Source organism: Mucilaginibacter pedocola, assembly GCF_002013915.1.
GTDB classification, from domain to species: domain Bacteria; phylum Bacteroidota; class Bacteroidia; order Sphingobacteriales; family Sphingobacteriaceae; genus Mucilaginibacter; species Mucilaginibacter pedocola.
In genome coordinates, this window is sequence record NZ_MBTF01000001.1 from 698,074 (window position 1) to 717,092 (window position 19,019).

15 protein-coding genes are annotated in these 19,019 nt (G+C 44.9%); 8 read left to right on the top strand and 7 right to left on the bottom strand.

Going from position 1 to position 19,019, the window contains the following annotated elements:
* Window positions 1–108 precede the first annotated feature (108 nt).
* The 5 genes from BC343_RS03120 (at window position 109) to BC343_RS03140 (ending at window position 8,214) form a co-directional block, all read left to right on the top strand.
* Window positions 109–2,505, top strand: coding sequence for an ABC transporter permease (locus BC343_RS03120; protein WP_078346246.1), 2,397 nt, complete (start codon window positions 109–111; stop codon window positions 2,503–2,505).
* A gap of 131 nt (window positions 2,506–2,636) precedes the next feature.
* On the top strand, window positions 2,637–5,051 hold the full coding sequence (locus BC343_RS03125; protein WP_078346247.1) for an FtsX-like permease family protein: 2,415 nt from the start codon (window positions 2,637–2,639) through the stop codon (window positions 5,049–5,051).
* Between the two features lie 342 nt (window positions 5,052–5,393).
* Window positions 5,394–6,071, top strand: a complete 678-nt coding sequence (locus tag BC343_RS03130; RefSeq protein WP_078346248.1) for an ABC transporter ATP-binding protein — start codon at window positions 5,394–5,396, stop codon at window positions 6,069–6,071.
* Between the two features lie 13 nt (window positions 6,072–6,084).
* Window positions 6,085–7,428: a TolC family protein gene (locus BC343_RS03135; protein ID WP_078346249.1), complete on the top strand. Its 1,344-nt coding sequence runs from the start codon at window positions 6,085–6,087 to the stop codon at window positions 7,426–7,428.
* 183 nt (window positions 7,429–7,611) lie between these two features.
* Window positions 7,612–8,214: a porin family protein gene (locus BC343_RS03140; protein WP_078346250.1), complete on the top strand. Its 603-nt coding sequence runs from the start codon at window positions 7,612–7,614 to the stop codon at window positions 8,212–8,214.
* Window positions 8,215–8,353: 139 nt separating this feature from the next.
* Here the strand turns inward: BC343_RS03140 and BC343_RS03145 are convergent, their stop codons facing one another.
* From BC343_RS03145 to BC343_RS03165, 5 genes are all read right to left on the bottom strand, one after another.
* Window positions 8,354–9,478 carry a DUF3667 domain-containing protein gene (locus BC343_RS03145; RefSeq protein WP_078346251.1) on the bottom strand — a complete coding sequence of 375 codons (1,125 nt, stop codon included), beginning with the start codon at window positions 9,476–9,478 and terminating at the stop codon, window positions 8,354–8,356.
* Between the two features lie 85 nt (window positions 9,479–9,563).
* Window positions 9,564–10,823 carry a nucleoside permease gene (locus tag BC343_RS03150; RefSeq protein ID WP_078346252.1) on the bottom strand — a complete coding sequence of 420 codons (1,260 nt, stop codon included), beginning with the start codon at window positions 10,821–10,823 and terminating at the stop codon, window positions 9,564–9,566.
* A 152-nt stretch (window positions 10,824–10,975) separates the two neighbouring features.
* Window positions 10,976–11,578, bottom strand: a complete 603-nt coding sequence (locus BC343_RS03155) for a bifunctional nuclease family protein (protein WP_078346493.1) — start codon at window positions 11,576–11,578, stop codon at window positions 10,976–10,978.
* Between the two features lie 27 nt (window positions 11,579–11,605).
* Complete coding sequence (locus BC343_RS03160; RefSeq protein WP_078346253.1) at window positions 11,606–12,583, bottom strand: electron transfer flavoprotein subunit alpha/FixB family protein; 978 nt, start codon at window positions 12,581–12,583, stop codon at window positions 11,606–11,608.
* A gap of 30 nt (window positions 12,584–12,613) precedes the next feature.
* Window positions 12,614–13,354 carry an electron transfer flavoprotein subunit beta/FixA family protein gene (locus BC343_RS03165; RefSeq protein ID WP_078346254.1) on the bottom strand — a complete coding sequence of 247 codons (741 nt, stop codon included), beginning with the start codon at window positions 13,352–13,354 and terminating at the stop codon, window positions 12,614–12,616.
* A 75-nt stretch (window positions 13,355–13,429) separates the two neighbouring features.
* Between BC343_RS03165 and BC343_RS03170 the strand changes: the two genes are divergently transcribed.
* Together BC343_RS03170 and chrA are read left to right on the top strand one after the other, a co-directional pair.
* Entirely contained in the window at window positions 13,430–13,774 is a 345-nt protein-coding gene (locus tag BC343_RS03170; protein ID WP_078346255.1) for a tetratricopeptide repeat protein, read from the top strand.
* A 10-nt stretch (window positions 13,775–13,784) separates the two neighbouring features.
* On the top strand, window positions 13,785–14,984 hold the full coding sequence (gene chrA, locus BC343_RS03175; protein ID WP_078346256.1) for a chromate efflux transporter: 1,200 nt from the start codon (window positions 13,785–13,787) through the stop codon (window positions 14,982–14,984).
* Window positions 14,985–15,079: 95 nt separating this feature from the next.
* Here chrA and dnaB read toward each other — a convergent pair whose 3' ends face one another.
* Entirely contained in the window at window positions 15,080–16,633 is a 1,554-nt protein-coding gene (dnaB, locus tag BC343_RS03180; protein WP_078346257.1) for a replicative DNA helicase, read from the bottom strand.
* A 301-nt stretch (window positions 16,634–16,934) separates the two neighbouring features.
* Between dnaB and rlmB the strand changes: the two genes are divergently transcribed.
* Window positions 16,935–17,708: a 23S rRNA (guanosine(2251)-2'-O)-methyltransferase RlmB gene (gene rlmB, locus BC343_RS03185; protein WP_078346258.1), complete on the top strand. Its 774-nt coding sequence runs from the start codon at window positions 16,935–16,937 to the stop codon at window positions 17,706–17,708.
* 124 nt (window positions 17,709–17,832) lie between these two features.
* On the opposite strand, the gene BC343_RS03190 is transcribed toward rlmB, so the two are convergent.
* Window positions 17,833–18,918 (bottom strand): mannose-1-phosphate guanylyltransferase, encoded by a 1,086-nt coding sequence (locus BC343_RS03190; RefSeq protein ID WP_078346259.1) that lies wholly within the window; start codon window positions 18,916–18,918, stop codon window positions 17,833–17,835.
* Window positions 18,919–19,019: the final 101 nt, after the last annotated feature.

A 19,019-nucleotide genomic window follows, 5' to 3' on the forward strand; every position in this document is an offset into this window, starting at 1 on the left:
GGAAAAAAAATCGGTGAAATCATAGAATAAAATCTGTGAAATCGGTGAAATAGAATCGGTGAAATCAAAAGAAATCTGTGAAAACAGTGCAATAAAATCGGTGTAATCATGATAAAGAACTACTTTAAAATCGCCTGGCGTAACTTGTGGAAGAACAAGGTATCTTCTGTAATTAACATTGTAGGGCTGGCTGTGGGTATGGCGGCCTGCATCGTTATCCTGCTGTTTGTATCGTACGAGAAAAGCTTTGATAGCTTCCACGGCGAGGATATTGTAAGGCTAAACGAGGTGCAAAAATTCCCTGGTATGGCGGCATCGCAAAAGGTAGCGCTATCTATGTACCCTATGGCACCCGCACTAAAGGCCGATTTCCCCGAGGTGAAAGATTATACCCGCGTTAAATGGGACGATAAATACCAGCTTACCTACAACGAGAAAAGAATTTTTGTACCGCAGGTACTCGCGGTGGATTCATCGTTCTTTAACATCTTCAATTTCAAGGTAGTTAAGGGCGATGCGCTGGCGGCAATACAAAAACCTAACAGCGTTGCCATTACCGAAGAAACTGCGGAAAAGCTTTTTGGCAAGGAAGACCCTATAGGCAAGATCATTAACCACTACGGTGGCGATACAGTTAAGTTCACCGTAACAGCCGTAATGGCTAATGCACCAAAAAATTCGCAATTGCAATTTGATGCGTTATACTCTTTAGCCGGTATCCATCAAAAATGGATGGATAACTGGGGCGGCAACTGGCTGAACACCTACCTAAAATTGACACCGGGTACCAACCTGAAAGCGTTTAACGGCAAAATGGAGGGTTTCCTGAAAAAGCATTTACCCCGCGACAATTGGAAGTATTACGAGGTGTTTTACCTGCCGCTGAAAGATGTGCACGCGGGCTCTACCGATATCGGGTTGGATTACCTCAACTTCCAGAAGTTCGACCAAAAGTCTACCAATCTTTTCGCTATCATAGCCATTATCGTACTGGTGATAGCCTGCGTAAACTTCATGAACCTATCTACCGCTCGCTCGGCAGATAGGGCAAAAGAGGTGGGTATTCGCAAATCTATCGGAGCCAACAGGCCGCAGCTGGCTTTGCAATTTTTAGGCGAAACCATTTTGCTATCGTTATTGGCATTGGTATTTGCTATTGTGTTGGTAGAGGTTGGTTTGCCATACGTAAACAACCTTAGCCTGCGCGATATATCGTTACCGGTTTTCAGCAAGCCATTATTCTTGCCGCTTATCCTTTTGGGTACTATTGCAGTTGGCTTTGTATCGGGTATTTACCCGGCTTTGTTCCTGTCATCTTTCCAGCCGGTTAAGGTTTTGAAAGGTTCGATAGAGACAGGAAAAAACAAAGGTACGCTGCGCAACGTGTTGGTTGTTGGCCAATTTACAAGTGCGGTTTTTCTGATGATAGCTACCGTATTTGTAGTAAAACAGCTCGATTTTATGCAGAAGAAAGACCCGGGTTTCACCCGCGAGCAAATGGTTACCATTCCGCTCGACAGGATATCCGGCCAAAAATACCAATTGTTTAAGCAGCAGTTATTGAATAATACACTTGTTGCCGGGGTAACCGCCTCGCAAGATCAGTTGGGCAGCCATTTAGACCAATCTGGCGTGAATTTTAAGTATAAAGATTCGCCAGAGAGAAATATGGCAGCTACGCAACTTATTGTTGATAACGATTATTTAAAGGTTTATAACATTAAGATGTCTGAGGGGAAAAACTTTTCAACTGAAAAATCGCAAAATGGCCGCGAGTATATTGTAAATGAGGCTATGGCCGACGAGTTGTTAAAAGACCACAAGGGCGCTACACGTGCCTCATTGATAGGTCAACGTTTTGGATACGATTCGTTAGGCGTAATAACCGGCATCTCTAAAAATTTCAATTTCAATTCGATGCATTATAAGGTGGAAAACCTGTTCATCGTAAACCAAAGCGAATGGGGCTTCCGTACAGTTTCGGTGAAGATAAAAGCCGGTAGTTCAAAAGAGGCTATCGAGTTTATAAAAGCCACCTGGAAACAGGTTAACCCCGACCATCCATTTGAATACGAGTTTTTAGACGACCACTTTGCCGAAGTTTACCGTGCCGATAATCAGGTAAGTAAAATTGTGGGCATACTGGCGGGCTTAGCCATCCTGATATCTTGCCTTGGCTTGTTCGGGCTCGCATCGTTCTCTGCTGAAAAACGCATCAAAGAAATAGGCGTACGCAAAGTTTTGGGCGCATCGGTACAAAATATCGTGGTGCTGTTATCAACCCATTTTATAAAATTGGTTTTGATAGCCAACCTGATAGCCTGGCCGCTTGCCTGGTATGCCATGAATTTATGGCTGAAGGATTTTGCCTTCCATATAGATATAACCTTAGGCACATTTATATTCGTAGCAGCGCTGTCAGTGATTATCGCATTGCTAACCATCAGCTTCCAGTCCGTAAAAGCAGCAATTGCAAACCCGGTGAAGAGCCTTAAAACGGAGTAGTTGGAAATTCTAAAAACTAAGATCTAAATTCTAAAAGAGAATAAGGTTATAAGAACAGCGACCCACAGAATCCAAAAACAAAATCAATCGGTGGAATCGAGCTAATCGGTGAAATCGGTGCAAATAAAATTATGATAAAGAACTACCTAAAAACCGCGTGGCGAAACATTGTACAAAACAAAGCCACCTCCTTAATAAGCGTTGCCGGGCTGGCAGTGGGCATTTGCTGCTTTTTGCTATTGGGCACATACCTGATAAACGAACTCCGGTACGACCGCTTTCATGAAAAGGCCGATCGCATTAGCAGGCTTACGCTAAGCTATAAATCGAGTGGCGACCCTGAGCCGGTTAAAACTCCTGTAACCCCAACTGCGCCGGTTCCTGTTTTTAAACAGCAAATTGCCGGGATAGAAGATGGCGTACGCATTTACAATTACACCGGCGGCAGGCCTGCTGCAGTGCAATATGGCGACAAGTTGTTTTCGGAACAGAATATGCTGGTTGCAGATGCCTCTTTCTTTAAAATATTCACTTTTAAATTTGTAAAAGGCGATGCAAATTCTGCACTGTCCGGTCCATCATCAATCGTAATAAGCCAAACTACCGCTAAAAAGTATTTTGGCGACGAGGACCCCATAGGCAAAATATTAAAGGTGAACCAAACCCGCAACTTACTGGTGAGCGGTGTTATAGCCGATATACCGGAGTATTCGCAAATAAAGTTCGACATGATGGGTAACTACGCCATGCTTGATAGGTCGAAAACCAATGCCTGGGATTCAGCGAACGATTTTTCGTACTTCCTGCTAAAACCGGGTGTTGATGCAGCGGCAGTTCAAAGCAAGATAGATGCGTTTACCAAAGACCTTTTTAAGAGTGCTAACAACAGCGATGGCGGCGTTCACTTTACTTTGGAGCCGCTTACCGGCGTGCATTTATACTCCGAGGTTGGCGGTGGTTTAGAGCCATCGGGCAATATCAAATACATTTACATTCTGGGCGTTGTTGCATTTATTTTGCTTACGCTGGCTTGCGTCAACTTCCTGAATTTGGTTACCGCGCGTTCGTCTGAAAGGGCAAAAGAGATAGGCGTACGTAAAGTAATGGGGGCTCAGCGCAACCAATTGTTCTTCCAGTTTATTACCGAAGCTGGCATTATTACACTGGTATCGCTACTGGCGGGTGTTGCCTTTACCGGGCTCTTGTTCCCATCGTTTAGCAATTTTAGTGGACAGCACTTAAATTTTAATACCTGGAATATCACATGGCTTTCGGGCGCGTTGGTAGCTTTATTTGTGCTGGTTACCTTATTGGCAGGCACTTACCCGTCGCTATACTTATCCGCTTTTAAACCTATCCATACACTTAAAAGCAATAGCAGCGCCGGGCAAGCAGGGGGGAATACCTTGCGTAAATCTTTAGTGGTGTTCCAGTTTGTGGTTTCAGTTTTCTTCATCATCAGCACGCTGATAGCCGGAAACCAACTGAACTATATGCAAACGCTTAACACCGGTATGAACCGCCAGCAGGTGATGGTGCTTAGCGTGGGCGGCATTCCTTACGAACAACTTGGTGCTTTTAAAAACGAACTTAGCCAACAAGCGGGCATAACAGGTGCCACAGCTTCTTATAACTCGCCGGTTAACATCACCGGTGGCTACTCTATAAATAGCGCCGACGGTAAATCTGCAGACTTCAGCTTATCGGTAACCGCTATGCCGGTAGAACGTAGCTTCATAAAAACCATGGGCATAAAACTAATAGCCGGCCGCGACCTGGAACTTAGCGACGAGCAACAGGTAATGAGGCCCGATAGCTTGCGCAAGTTCAGCTTTATTTTAAATGAAACTGCGGTTGCCGCAATGGGATGGAAGCCCGAGGAAGCCATTGGTAAAAACATAGGCATTAACGGGCGCATGGGCACTGTTAAGGCAGTAGCTAAGGATTTCAACTTTGCATCAATGCACGAGAAAATAACGCCTATTGCTATTTTCCCGGAGTATGATTGGTTTGGTAAACTATTGGTGAAAACCGACGGCAAAAACACGGCGAACGCCATTAAAGCCGTACAAGCCAAATGGCACGACTTTTACCCGAACACGCCTTTCGAGTACCACTTCCTGGATCAGGAATTTGAAGATATGTACAAAACCGACCAGCGCACAGGCTCTATTTTACAGGCATTCACCTTTGTTACCATATTTATCTCTTGCCTTGGCTTATTCGGCTTAGCAGTATTTAGTACTCGCCAGCGTGTAAAAGAGATAGGTATACGCAAAGTATTAGGCGCAAATGTGATGAGCATAGTAGGCCTTATCTCGTCAGATTTTCTGAAACTGGTTGTAATTGCCGTGATAATATCATCGCCATTAGCTTACTACGCCATGAGCCGCTGGCTGGAAGATTTTGCCTTCCGTGTAGATATATCATGGTGGGTATTTGCCATGGCTGGTGTGGCGGCTGTTGTGATAGCTTTTGTTACGGTAGGCTACCAATCGTTCAAAGCGGCACTTAGTAATCCGGTGAAGAGTCTTCGTTCGGAATAGTTTTAAGTCGTAAGTCTTAAGTTCAAAGCCTTAAGTCGCGAAGCTGTTTTTCAGCTTTGGGGCTTAGGGCTTTTTCATTATTCAAACACGTTCAACAGACGATGCTTTTAAAGCCCAAAACTCCGTCTTCGGACTTCCGACCAAAGACTTCCGACTTCCCCCACTGTATCATTACCGAACGCCCAGCTGTACATAAGCGTACAGTAAAACAATTGATTTTAATTATAAAATACTGTATTTCAATTGATTAAAACTTTGGTATGTTATTGATACTTTAATGCCAAAATCAAATTAAGAAATTGCAGCCAGTAAACAATTATTCATTGATCTTAAACCATTAAAATGTTATCACTACAGCATATTTCGAAGTACTACCAGGTTGGGGGCAACAAAAATTACGTTATCAACGATATCAGCCTCGATGTTGACCAGGGCGAATTTGTATCTATCATGGGCCCATCGGGTTCGGGTAAATCTACCTTGCTCAATATCATTGGTATGCTTGATGAGCCATCTACCGGATTCCATTACTTCGCCGACCAGGCCGTGCATCAGTTAAAAGAAAAACAGCGTTCGGCTTTGTACAAACAGTACATCGGCTTCGTTTTCCAGGCGTACCACCTTATTGATGAGCTTACCGTTTACGAAAACATCGAAACCCCATTGATCTATCAGGATGTGAAAGGCAGCGAACGCAAAGCTATGGTGGCCGATATGCTCGATCGTTTTAACATCGTTGGTAAAAAAGACCTTTTCCCGGCGCAGCTTTCGGGCGGGCAGCAGCAATTGGTGGGTATAGCCCGCGCGCTGATAGCCAAACCAAAACTGATATTGGCCGATGAGCCTACCGGTAACCTTAACAGTAAACAAGGTGAAGAGATAATGGAATTGTTCCGCAAATTGAACAAAGAGGACGGTGTTACCATCATCCAGGTAACACACTCCGAAAAAAATGCAGAATACGGCTCGCGTATTATTAACCTGTTGGATGGAAGGGTAGAATCTTCAAAAAAATTCTGAACCATAACTCAAAATGCGATACTTTAAATACTTAGTTTTTAGCTTAGCCCTAACTATACCCGCGTTGGCAAATGCCCAAAGCGCCGATACCACGCTTTCGTTGCAGCAGTGCATTGATATTGCTATAAAAAACAACCTCGATGTAAAAAAGAGCGAACTTGCCTTGCAAACCGCACAGGTAAACTCTAACCAGGCCAAAGAATACATGCTGCCCACCATTAACGGGCAGGTTGACCATAGCATCAGCAGCGGCCGCGGTATCGACCCATCTACCAATACATACGTAAACCAGTCGTTCCGCTCGGGTAACTACAATTTAAATAGCAACCTAACCCTGTTCAGTGGTTTACAAAACCTAAATAGCATTAAGCAAACTTCGCTGGCTTACCAGGCCGGTAAAATGGACCTGCAACAGGCTAAAGACCTGGTTACCATCAATGTTATTACTGCCTACCTCTCGGTATTAAACAATACCGAACTGCTTAACCAGGTAAAGAACCAGCTGGAGGTATCGAGGCAACAGGTAGACCGCCTTACCGTACTGGAAAAAGAGGGAGCCAACAAGCTACCATCAGACTTATACGACTTGAAAGGTACCTATGGTGATAATCAACTGAACGTGGTAAACACCGCCGCCACCCTTAAAACTTCAAAACTGAGTTTATTGCAGATACTCAACATTCCATACAAGGAAAGCATTACGCTGCAACCTATTACCAATGCAGAAGAATTGGGCAAACAAACCGGCGATTCCGCAGATGAGGTGTACAACACAGCGCTTGCTCAATTGGCTTACGTAAAAGCTGCTACTTTAAGGCGCCAGAGTTCAGAAAAAGGGGTGAGCGTAGCCCGTGGTTCGTTAATGCCTACCATATCGTTATATGGCGGTTTAAGTACCAACATTTCCAGCTCGGCAAAGTTTAACGGGCAAAGCATTCCGTATTGGGATCAGTTTAAAAATAACTACGGTAAAGCTGCCGGTATCAGCCTGCGTATCCCGCTGTTGAACTACATGCAAAACCGCAACAAGGTGGCGCTGGCCAAAATTCAATTGCAGAACGATATTTATGTAGAGCAAACAACCAAAGTGCAATTGAAGCAAAATGTAGAGCAGGCCTACCTAAACATGACCTCTGCCTACGAGAAATATAATGTATTGATAGAGCAAGTAAAAGCCTATGCCGAATCGTTCCGCACGGCCGAGATAAGGTTTAATGCAGGCGTGCTTACCTCGGTAGATTTCGTAGTGGCTAAAAACAACCTCGACCGCACAAAAATAGGCCTGATCAACGCTACTTACAGTGTTTACATTTATAACAAAATTTTAGATTACTACCAGGGTAAATTATCATTATAATAAAATTTGCATTATTAAATGTAATTATATTACATTTATCGCAGAAATCACCCGGTACCCGGTACACCATTGTCAACGGTGTACCGGGTATTCCCAATTTAGGGGCTTTGTATTTTTCTCCGCATAAAATTTCCAAACACAAAAGCTTAGCTTTGTTGTTAAATCCTAAAATTTTAAAACCTTATGAAAAAGTTAATACTTGTACTTTCTGTTTTTTTAACGGGTGCTTTAGCTGCGCAGGCACAGGTTATCCCCAGCGTTCAGTTCGGCCTTAAAGGCGGTGTAAATTTAACCAGCCTGTCTACGGGTGGCAGCTCGCTTAGTGCCGATAACCGCGCCGGTTACCTTGGTGGTTTTTATGCACGCTTTGGTGCATTGGGTTTCAATTTTCAACCGGAAATATACCTCACCAGCAAAAATGTAGACATTAACACCGGTGCCTCAACCAAAGGCAGCGCAAAATTTACCAGTATTGATGTACCGTTGTTATTGGGTGCAAAAGTTGGTGCATTAGGCATTGGCGGCAGGTTCTACGGCGGCCCATTGTTGTCGTTCGCAGTTAATAAAGATAAAAGCGTATTTAATGCGATAGGCAGCGCATCAAGGTTCGATTATAAAGACTCTAACGTAGCCTTCCAGGTAGGTGCGGGTTTAGACATCCAGCGCTTGGGTATAGATCTTCGTTACGAAGCAGGCCTTACCAAACAAACCTATTTTGATGGCAGCAGCGAATATAAAACCCGCGTAAGTTTATTTAATTTAAGCCTGGCTTACAGGTTGTTCTAACCTTTAGAGAGTACGGCTAAGTGGCTATTTAACCGCAAAGGACTCGGAAATTTAACAGAGGTTAACAGAAAAGAATTTAGAAACAACAAAGCCGCAGAGGAAACTTTGCGGCTTTACTGTTTTGCTTGGTTTTATAATTTTATACAGAAGTAAGCGCAATAATAATAAGGAACACAAAAAAGCAGGCAACCGAGGTGATGAGGTACATTATTGATACCCCGATCATTTTGCTAACCGTGCGCCAGCGGCTACGTTGGTAAAATACCCTGAATGACCGGTAAACGTACCATATTATGCCTATAAAAGTTAGCAGCTGCACCCAATCCATTACCGGTTTCTCCCAACTTTGTGGCAAAATAAGCGCTAATAGTAGGGTAGCAGTTAAAAACAAAAACACAAAGCAGTGCAGATGTATGGAGTAAATAATATGTTCCACATACAGCTTATGGTTTTTTCGGAAAGCCACCTTTAGTATCAACGCGAACAACGGCAATATTACAAACATAATTTTGGGCGAATTATGCGTAACCGCTTCCTTCACAATTTCCTGCGGATGGCCTTGTTTGTTCCAGTCGTACCCTTTTTTAATAATGTAGCGCATCAGGAAGCCGTTGCGTTCAGCCACCGGTAATTTAGCTTGTTCAACCAAATATTCTTCGTAGGTTTTGGCTTTGGTATCGCCGCCTACAAAGTTGAAGTTGCCGCGTTCTTCGCCTTCCTCACTATCAGCATTGGCTTCTCCGTGTTGAGCTTTTGCGCTGGTGTCTTTAACTGTTTTTTCACCTGCGCCGGGAAGATAATTGGTTACCAGTCCTTTTAGTTTCTTTTTCTCCTCGGCATTCAGGCTGCCATCGTTATTAATGTCGGTAAGCAGGTTGTGTTGTAAAGTGTCTTTTAATTTTACACCGTGTTCAGCTTTCTTTTTGCCCTCGTCTACCTTCACCACATGGTTACCGTTCACTTTAAAAAACAGCACAAAGAAAACTAACGAAATAAAAATGTACATTTTAACCGGATGCAGGTATTGCGCACGGCGGCCGGCAAGGTAATCAACCGTAAGTTTGCCGGGTTGGGTAAACAGCGGTTTTAAGGTATGGAAGAACTGGTAATCGAAGTGAAAGTAATCGCTAACGGCATGGTTAAGCATGTGGCCGAAGCTTTCCTTCATCTCCAGGTTTTCCTGCCCGCAGTTATGGCAAAAGTTGCCCTGCAGGTCGGTACCGCAATTGAGGCAATTCTTCTCGTGCCTGTAATGTTTCTTCATAGCTTGTTGGTAAGGTAGGGTTTTGTTAAGCTATTGCGTTTTGATCTTATTCCTGATTCTTAACTCTTAAATCTTGACTCTAAACCTAAGCGTGCTGTATAGCGTGCTCCAGTGCCTTATTATGCTTATACCTGAAAACGAACGGGAAGATGATGGCAATAACCAAAGCATAGCCGGCAAAGCATAGCCAGATGCCGGTCCAGTTTTTTGTTTGATCGGGCAGGGTGAAGTACTTATCTATCAGCCAGCCGCTTATGTTACTGCCAAAAAAGGCTCCGAAGCCGTTCACCATCATCATGAACATACCCTGCGCACTGCCGCGAATTTCGGGCGAGGCCTGTGTTTCTACGAACAGCGATCCGGAGATGTTAAAGAAATCGAATGCCATGCCGTAAACAATGCACGATAGGATGATCATCCAAAGCCCATCGGCCGGGTTACCGAACGCGAACAAGCCAAAGCGAAGCACCCAGGCCAGCATACTGAACAGCATTACATACTTGATACCGAATTTACGTAAGAAGAATGGAATGGCAAGGATGAATAAAGTCTCGGATATTTGCGAGATAGACATAATGATGGCCGGATATTGCACCACCTTTAAATCCTTGTATTGCGGCATAGTAGCAAAATCGTGCAGGTAGGTATCGCCATAGGCATTCGTTAGCTGTAAGGCAGCGCCAAGCAACAAAGAGAATGCAAAAAATATGGCAAATTTAGATTGCTTGAACAATGCAAAAGCATCTAAACCTAACAGGGTATAGAAGGATTTATTACCGGTGCGTACCGCGAATGGACGGCATTTGGGCAATGTAAATGAATACAGCCCCAGTATCAATGAAATGAATGATGCAATGTAGAACTGATTGGCAGATGTTTCGTTATGTGTTAGGCTTACTACCCACAGTGCCACTATAAAACCTACCGTTCCCCAGGTGCGGATAGGCGGGTATTCTTTTACAACATCTATATTCTGATTTTTTAGTGCCGAATAAGCTACTGTAATGGATAGCGAAAGTGTTGGCATATAGAAAGCCATGTTAAGAAGGATAACCCAAAAAAAGGTGCCCGGATCCTGAACCATGGGCAGGCAGAACAATACACAGGCCCCGCAAATGTGCATTATGCCGTAGAGTTTTTCCGCGTTAATAAGCCTGTCGGCAATAATACCGGTAATGGTGGGCATAAAAATAGAAGCTATGCCCATGGTGGAGAAGATTACCCCGAACTGCGCACCCGACCAATGTTTGTTTTGAAACCAATATGCACCTATCGTAAGCAGCCAGGCTCCCCAGATAAAAAATTGCATAAAATTCATCAGTATTAAGCGGAACTTAATATTCATACAGCACAGTTTAAGATCAGTATTAGAAACGTGTTAAAAAAACTCCTGAAAGTAGGGAAATTAATTTAAAGCATGCTGCTGAAAATCAAAAAAGCCCGAATTTCATTCGGAAATTCGGGCTTTAAATGCAATTATCTTGTGGCAAGTAATCGTTACGATGCCTTCCGCTTATTTAGTTCGTCGCGAATTTTGGCCGCCTTCTCATAAGCTTCTTCAGAAAGTGCTTGCTGCAGGCGTGTTTTCAATTCATCATCACTTAATGAGTTGAATGAACCGGATGGGGTAGAAGGCGTACTTTTCTCTTCGGCGGTTTCGTTAATGTTTTCAAGGTAAACAAAATCGTTACCCTCTATCACGATGCCTGCTGTTGAAAGAATAAACTCGTAAGTATAAATAGGGCAATCGAACCTTACCGATACGGCAATAGCATCCGATGTGCGGGCATCTATCTCTACGGTCTTTTTGCCATCGAAACATACCAGTTTGGCATAAAAAATACCATCAACCAGGTTGTAAATTATAATCTCCTGTACCGAAATGTTGAAGGCCTGTCCGAGGCTTTTGAATAGGTCGTGGGTAAGGGGGCGGCTCGGGGTCATTTTCTCTATCTCGATAGCAATGGCCTGCGCCTCAAAACTGCCTATGATGATAGGCAAACGGCGGCGGCCGCTTACTTCGCCCAAAACCAATGCATACGCGCCGGACTGTGTTTGGCTGTAGGACAGGCCTACAATATCCAGCTTTATCTTTTTCATATCATTACCCATCACAACAAAATAGTTTTATGCCGAAGCTTTATATGCCTTTACGGCAGCAATTAATTTAGGGAGCACTTCAAAAGCGTCGCCAACAATACCGTAATCTGCCACCTTAAAGAACGGCGCATCGGCATCTTTGTTGATAACCACAATAACTTTCGACGAGCTAACGCCCGCCAGGTGCTGTATAGCCCCCGAAATTCCTATGGCAATATACAAATTTGGGCTGACAGCTATACCCGTTTGACCAACGTGTTCACTATGTGGGCGCCAACCGGCGTCTGATACCGGTTTTGAGCAGGCTGTAGCTGCGCCAAGCAGTTCGGCAAGCTCTTCCACCAATCCCCAATTCTCCGGGCCTTTTAAGCCACGTCCACCCGATACCACTATTTCGGCATCAGGCAACGATACCTTATCGGCAGAGCGAACGATATCTTTTATCATCGCCTTAAAATCCGATTCTTTAGTTTCTACTGCAAAGTCTTCCACTGCGGCATCGGCACCGCCGTCAACCACTTTGTAAGAGTTAGGTGTGAGCGACACTACTTTAATGGCCGATGTTAACTCAACCGTAGCAAAAGCCTTGCCCGAAAAGGCGGTCTTCTTTACAGTGAACTTGCCACCCTCAATTGATGGAAGCGCAACTGCACCGTCGGCAACCCCTGCCTGTAGTTTCACGCCAATACGCGGCGCTAAACCACGCCCGCTGAATGAGTTGGATAATACTACAATATCGGCACCTTCGGCTTTTGCGGCTTCGGCAATAACCGAGGCGTAGGCCTGGTTCACAAAGTTCTTTAATTTATCGTTGGCTACGTTTAGCACCTTTTCGGCGCCGTAGTTACCTAATGCAGCTAAGTCGGCTGCGGCTACATCGCCTATTGATATTGCGGTAAGGCCGGTGTTTGTGGCATCGGCAATGGCCTTTGCATAACTAACCGCCTCGAAAGTTGATTTTTTGAATTTGCCGCCGGCATTTTCGGCGTATACTAAAACTGGCATAATTTTCTTCTTCTCAGGTAAACCAAATAATTAAATAACCCTTGCTTGTGTGTGCAGCAATTCTACCAATTGGGCAGGGTCGCCGGCATCAACCAGTTTAACCTGGCCACGTGGGGCCGGAGTTTCATAACTCAGCACTTCAGAAAAGGTTTTTACTTCGGCAGGTTCAACCACTGTAAGCGGTTTGGTGCGCGCCCCCATGATGCCACGCATGTTGGGTATTTTGGGTTCGGCAACACCTTCGGCAGTACCGGCAACAAAAGGCATTGGTATGCTTAGTACTTCTTTACCGCCTTCAATTTCGCGCTCAACGGTAGCCGTCGAGCCATCAAGGTCAAGCTTTTTTATGATAGATACTGATGGAATGTCCAGCAGTTCGCCCAGCATACCGGCAACTTTAGAGCCGTTGTAATCGATAGATTCGCGGCCGGTCAATATCAGGTCGAAAGGGTTTGCTTTAACGTACTCAGCTATCTGATAAGCTACGTACCATGCATCGTGAGGTTTGGCGTTAATGCGTACGGCATCGGTAGCGCCAATGGCCAGCGCCTTGCGGATGGTAGCATCGGTAGCGGCCTCGCCAACGTTTATAACTGTAACGCTGCCTTTGCCGCCGTCGGTAAGTTCGATGGCGCGGGCCAGGGCTATCTCATCGTAAGGGTTCAGGATGAACTGAACGCCATTTGTATTAAATTGGGTGTTGTTATCTGTAAAGGTTATTTTTGTTGTCGTATCCGGAACATTGCTGATACATACCAGGATCTTCGTCATAAAAGATGGGTTAATTCACAGGTTTTGTTATGTAATGGTAGGGGCAAATTTAGTTAAATAAAGAGAGAGTTTAAAATGGAGACAAGCAGATTAGATAAGCTGTTGGCATTTCTGCAGAACGAACCAGACGATGAGTTTTTGAAATATGCGCTGGCTACTGAGTACCTGCGGCTTAACGATACCGAAAAGGCGTTAAGCTATTACGAGGACCTGGTTACCAACCACCCCGGCTATACAGGTACCTATTACCACCTGGGTAAGCTATACGAGGCACTTAACCGTAAGGATGATGCCATACGCACCTACGAAACGGGGCTTAGGATAACCAAGGAGAAGCGCGATAACCACGCCTATAGCGAACTGCAGGGCGTATACATGGCCGCTAAGGGTTATGACGATGATGACGACGACGATTATTAGTTGATAAGCAATGCGCCGGCGCGAGCTTTTATTCCTGAGGGATGTTTTCCTTTATACGTTTACGGCTTTCGGTGGCCCGCAGGCGCATATTGCCGTTTTGCTACGCGAATTTGTGCAGAAGCGCGGCTACATCACCGAGGAGGAATTGATGGAGCTGAACGCCCTCTCTCAGATAATGCCGGGCCCGTCGTCCACCCAAACACTGGTTGGTATTGCCTGGAAGGTGGGCGGTTTGCGGCTGGCCATTATTACCTTTTTGATTTGGATATTGCCCTCGGCCGCATTAATGTGCATGGCGGCCATCAGCTATAAATTATTTGCCGATAGGGCGCGTTTTACCGCCATCCTGAAATTTGTACAACCTATGGCTGTAGGCATTGTGGGGTATGCAACTTACACTTTCGCAACCAAATTTCTGCGCACAAAAGTAACCATTATGCTGGCGGCCGCCTCGCTGGTTGCCACGCTAATACTGCAAAACCCGTATGCCTTCCCATTGCTTATACTCATGGGGGGCATTATATCCTCGGCACTGGAAACGCAGCCGCAGGAGAACGAGTTGCGCGTGAAACTATTCAGCAACGTTAACCCCAACAAAATGGCATACTTTATCGGCATATTACTGTTTTTTGCTGCGTTGGGTGCCATTATTAACCGTACGTCGCCATTTAGTTTGCCCATACGTTTATTCGAAAACTTTTACCGTAATGGTATTTTGATATTTGGTGGAGGGCAAGTGCTGGTACCACTGATGTATACCGAGTTTGTGGAGCTGAAGCATTACCTGAGCAGTTCCGAATTTTTGAGTGGCTACGCATTGCAGCAGGCCTTGCCGGGGCCAACTTTTTCGTTCACTTCGTTCGTTGGCGGCATGGCCATGGGCGATAAGGGCTACGGCATTGCCGGCCAAATAGTAGGCAGCCTGGTAGCGGTAATAGGCATCAATTTGCCGGGACTGATACTGATCCTCTTCATCGTCCCCTTCTGGAACGACCTGAAAAAGATAACCCGCATTAAAAACTCGCTAAGCGGCATCAACGCGGTTGCGGTAGGTTTTATGGCTACAGCATTTATTATGCTGATGAAACCATTCAGCTTAAACCCGCTGGCTTATGGGTTAATGGTGGGTACCTTCCTGCTGCTACAATTCACCAAGATAAAAGCGCCGCTGGTGATATTGATAGGGGTGGTGTTGGGGCTTGCTTTATAGTAAAGGAAAAATACAAAATGTAAAAAAGCCCGAATAGATCAACTCCATTCGGGCTTTTTCTTGACTCTTGATTCTTAAATTCTTGATTCTCCGATTTAAAACGGTGCCTCATCATCCATATCATCCATCCTTGATGGGCGGATGATGAAGTTACTTTGCTTCTCAAAATCTTGCGATGGTGCTAAGCCTGTAAAGGCATTGCCGGCAGGAGGGAAACCATCCATGCTCGTCTCCAAATCCTGGAACTTCACGTATTTACCAACGAATTTCAGCCTCACGCGGCCCGTTTCACCGTTACGGTGCTTAGCTATGATTACCTCGCCCACGCCTTGTGTTGGGTTATTATCCTCATCCACATCCAAACCGTAGTATTCGGGGCGGTATAGGAACAGTACCATATCCGCATCCTGCTCAATCGAACCCGATTCACGCAAATCCGAAAGCATTGGCCTTTTAGAACCACCGGGGCGGCTCTCCACCGCACGGCTCAACTGCGATAGGGCAATTACCGGTACGCTTAATTCTTTTGCAACGGTTTTCAGCGCACGCGATATACTACCAATTTCCTGCTCGCGGTTACCACCCTTACCGTCGGATTTACCGTGCATCAACTGCAGGTAGTCAATGATGATAAGTTGTATGTCGTGCTGCGATTTCAAGCGGCGGCATTTAGCGCGGAACTCGAATATATTCAGTGATGGGGTGTCATCTATAATTAATGGAGCTTGCTCCAGGCGGCCTATCTTAGAGTGTATCTGCTGCCATTCCCACTCTTCCAAAGTTCCCTTACGTATCTTCTCCTGCTCAATTTCGGTTTCGCCGGATATCAAACGATTAACCAACTGTACCGAGGACATCTCTAAGGAGAATACTACCACCGGCTTGTTAAAGTCAACCGCAGCGTTACGCGCGCAACTTAGTACGAAGGCCGTTTTACCCATCGCCGGACGTGCCGCAATAATAACCAAGTCGGATTTTTGCCAGCCCGAGGTCATGCGGTCGAGCTCGGTAAAGCCCGAGGCAACACCCGTTAAACCATCCTTTTTATCTTTCAGTGCCTCGATATCTTTCAGGGCTTCGTGCACCAGGTCATCCATCAGTCGCGAATCGCGGCGGAGGTTGTTCTGTGCTATTTCGAATAAGTTCTTCTCTGCTTTATCCAGCAAGTCGAACACATCGCTGGTATCTTCGTAGGCCGAGTTAACAATATCAGTAGAGATACGGATCAGCTCGCGCTGGATGTATTTTTGGATGATGATACGCGCGTGGTATTCAATGTTCGCCGCTGATGCTACACGATTGGTTAATTCGGTAATGTAGTATGCGCCGCCTATCATCTCCAATTCGCCGGTTTGGCGTAATTGGGAAACTACAGTAAGGATATCTACCGGAGATGTTTTCTCGAACAGTACCGCAATGGCATTAAATATTTTCTGATGCCTGGTCTCATAAAAAACCTCAGGTTTCAGCACGTCAATAACTGATGAAAGAGCATCTTTCTCCAGCATTAAAGCGCCCAATACGGCTTCTTCAAGGTCGGTAGCTTGTGGTGGTAATTTGCCCATCCCGGCGTAGGGGTTGGGGTTGCTAATACGGCTGCGGCGGTCGGTATTTGGCTTAAAGTTGGTAGAATCGTTATCGAACATCATAGCCTACAAAAGTATACAAATAATTTTCGCATTATCACCATAATCGCTAACATAAAAATTTAAAACTTAATCAAATCGTTATCAGCGATATAAATTTCGGGCTTGGTTATCAACGCCACTTGTTAATAACGTGTTAGTTACTTTATAAGTACCTAATTTACAACAATGTTAATAAATGTTGATAAAACTTCGGTGGTGTTAATTTCACAACAAGCCATTTTTTAAAATACCGTTTCGCCAAATAGTTCAATATGCCTTAAATCGGTTAATATGGTTACTTTTGCATCATATTTTTAAGAGAATGACATACGATAAGAAGCCCGCACGCGAGGGGAACCAAATGGTATTTGGCATAAGGGCGGTAATAGAAGCCATACGTGCAGGTAAGGATATTGAATCGCTTTACACCCAACGCGGGCTTGGCGGCGGCTTACTGAATGAGTTGCGCGACGTAATGAACGAGTTTGGCATTATTGCTCAGCAGGTGCCGGTTGAAAAGCTGAACCGCATTACCATGAAGAACCACCAGGGGGTAATAGCCTTTATTTCGCCTATTACTTACCAAAAGGTAGAGAACATAATACCCGAGATATTTGAAAGGGGAGAAGTGCCGCTGATATTGGTACTTGATGGCGTTACTGATGTGCGCAATATGGGTGCCATTGCCCGCACAGCCGAGTGCGCAGGCGTACATGCCATTGTTATACCGGCAAAGGGTTCAGCGCAAATAAACCCCGATGCTATAAAAACATCGGCAGGCGCATTATACAAAATACCTGTTTGCCGTCACGATAATTTTATGCAGACCGTAAAATTTTTGCAAGAGTCGGGCCTGCAACTGGTAAGCTGTACCGAAAAAACCAACGACTATATTTATGCGCCCGATTATACGGTTCCTACAGCCATTGTAATGGGCTCGGAAGAAGATGGCATCCGCAACGATATCATCCGCATATCCGACCATCTGGCCAAAATACCCATGTTCGGCGAAATAGAATCCTTGAACGTATCGGTATCAACAGCGGTTATTATTTATGAGGCGATAAGACAACGATCAGCCCCCCCCGCCCCCTGAAGGGGGAGCCTTTGATTTGCGGAACCGCAAATGTTATAAACACAAAACGCCGCGCAGTAGCGCGGCGTTTTGTGTTTAGCTTTCAAAAGTTCCCCCTTCAGGGGGCGGAGGGGGCTCGGGCTTACTATATATATTTCGCTCCAAACTTGTTCTTCACATCGGCCACAACTTGTTTCACGTTTTGCTCCTGGTCGCGTGGGCAAACGAGTAGGGTATTGTTGCTTTCTACTACAATATAATCGTGCAGGCCTTGCAATATCACCAGCTTTTCGCCGGGCACGTTCACCATGCAATTGCTGCTATCGTACATAATTACCTTTTCTGACGGGATAACCGCGTTACCTACGTAATCTTTATCGGCTAATTGATAAATAGATGCCCAGGTGCCCAAATCGCTCCATCCAAACTCTGACGGCAATACGTACACGTTAGATGCCTTTTCCATAATACCGTAGTCGATAGAGATATTGATGCAGCGCTGGTATATTTTGTGCACAAAAGTTTTTTCTTCGTCGGTGTTGTAAACCGACCGTGCCTCGGCAAATATCTCGTGCATCTCGGGCAGGTAGTTGTTAAAGGCATTTACAATAGCTTTTGCCGACCATACAAATATCCCCGCATTCCACAAAAAGTCGCCGCTTTGTATAAAGGTTTTGGCAATATCAAGGCTTGGCTTCTCGGTAAAGGTTTTTACTTTATGAAAATCCTCGTTAATGGTTTGGTCGGTGTATTGTATGTAGCCATAACCGGTATCCGGGCGCGATGGTTTAATACCCAAGGTAACCAGGCATTGCTTTTCGGAAGCTGTTACGAGGGATTTTTCTATTGCTGTTATAAATGCAGCCTCGTCCAATATCAGGTGGTCTGATGGGGCTACCACAATGGCAGCGTCGGGGTTGATACTTTCTATCTTAAAGCAGCCGTAAGCAACACAGGGTGCGGTATTGCGCATTACGGGCTCGGTCAATATCTGTGAATCGGCCATGGCTGGTAGTTGTTCTTTCACCAGGCCGGTGTAAATTTCGTTTGTAACTACAAAAATGTTTTCGGGCGGGCAAACCTTCAGGAAACGGTCGTAAGTGTTTTGGATAAGCGTTTTGCCGGTTCCTAAGATGTCGATAAATTGTTTAGGGTGCGAAGTTCTGCTTATTGGCCAAAAACGACTGCCAATACCGCCTGCCATTATTATGGCGTAGTAGTTTTTATTCATGCTTAGGGTAAAGAATTTTTATTTGGTAAACATTGGTTTAAATGTGTACATTAATTTGTAAATTTAGTATTAAATGAAACTAAATATTTCAGCACCAAAAT

Coding starts and splice junctions, on each gene's coding strand:
- BC343_RS03190 (WP_078346259.1), bottom strand. CDS start 18,918: ATGAATAAAAACTACTACGCCATAATAATGGCAGGCGGTATTGGCAGT.
- rlmB (WP_078346258.1), top strand. CDS start 16,935: ATGACATACGATAAGAAGCCCGCACGCGAGGGGAACCAAATGGTATTT.
- BC343_RS03135 (WP_078346249.1), top strand. CDS start 6,085: ATGCGATACTTTAAATACTTAGTTTTTAGCTTAGCCCTAACTATACCC.
- BC343_RS03165 (WP_078346254.1), bottom strand. CDS start 13,354: ATGACGAAGATCCTGGTATGTATCAGCAATGTTCCGGATACGACAACA.
- BC343_RS03125 (WP_078346247.1), top strand. CDS start 2,637: ATGATAAAGAACTACCTAAAAACCGCGTGGCGAAACATTGTACAAAAC.
- chrA (WP_078346256.1), top strand. CDS start 13,785: ATGCGCCGGCGCGAGCTTTTATTCCTGAGGGATGTTTTCCTTTATACG.
- BC343_RS03140 (WP_078346250.1), top strand. CDS start 7,612: ATGAAAAAGTTAATACTTGTACTTTCTGTTTTTTTAACGGGTGCTTTA.
- BC343_RS03155 (WP_078346493.1), bottom strand. CDS start 11,578: ATGAAAAAGATAAAGCTGGATATTGTAGGCCTGTCCTACAGCCAAACA.
- BC343_RS03145 (WP_078346251.1), bottom strand. CDS start 9,478: ATGAAGAAACATTACAGGCACGAGAAGAATTGCCTCAATTGCGGTACC.
- BC343_RS03170 (WP_078346255.1), top strand. CDS start 13,430: ATGGAGACAAGCAGATTAGATAAGCTGTTGGCATTTCTGCAGAACGAA.
- BC343_RS03120 (WP_078346246.1), top strand. CDS start 109: ATGATAAAGAACTACTTTAAAATCGCCTGGCGTAACTTGTGGAAGAAC.
- dnaB (WP_078346257.1), bottom strand. CDS start 16,633: ATGATGTTCGATAACGATTCTACCAACTTTAAGCCAAATACCGACCGC.
- BC343_RS03160 (WP_078346253.1), bottom strand. CDS start 12,583: ATGCCAGTTTTAGTATACGCCGAAAATGCCGGCGGCAAATTCAAAAAA.
- BC343_RS03150 (WP_078346252.1), bottom strand. CDS start 10,823: ATGAATATTAAGTTCCGCTTAATACTGATGAATTTTATGCAATTTTTT.
- BC343_RS03130 (WP_078346248.1), top strand. CDS start 5,394: ATGTTATCACTACAGCATATTTCGAAGTACTACCAGGTTGGGGGCAAC.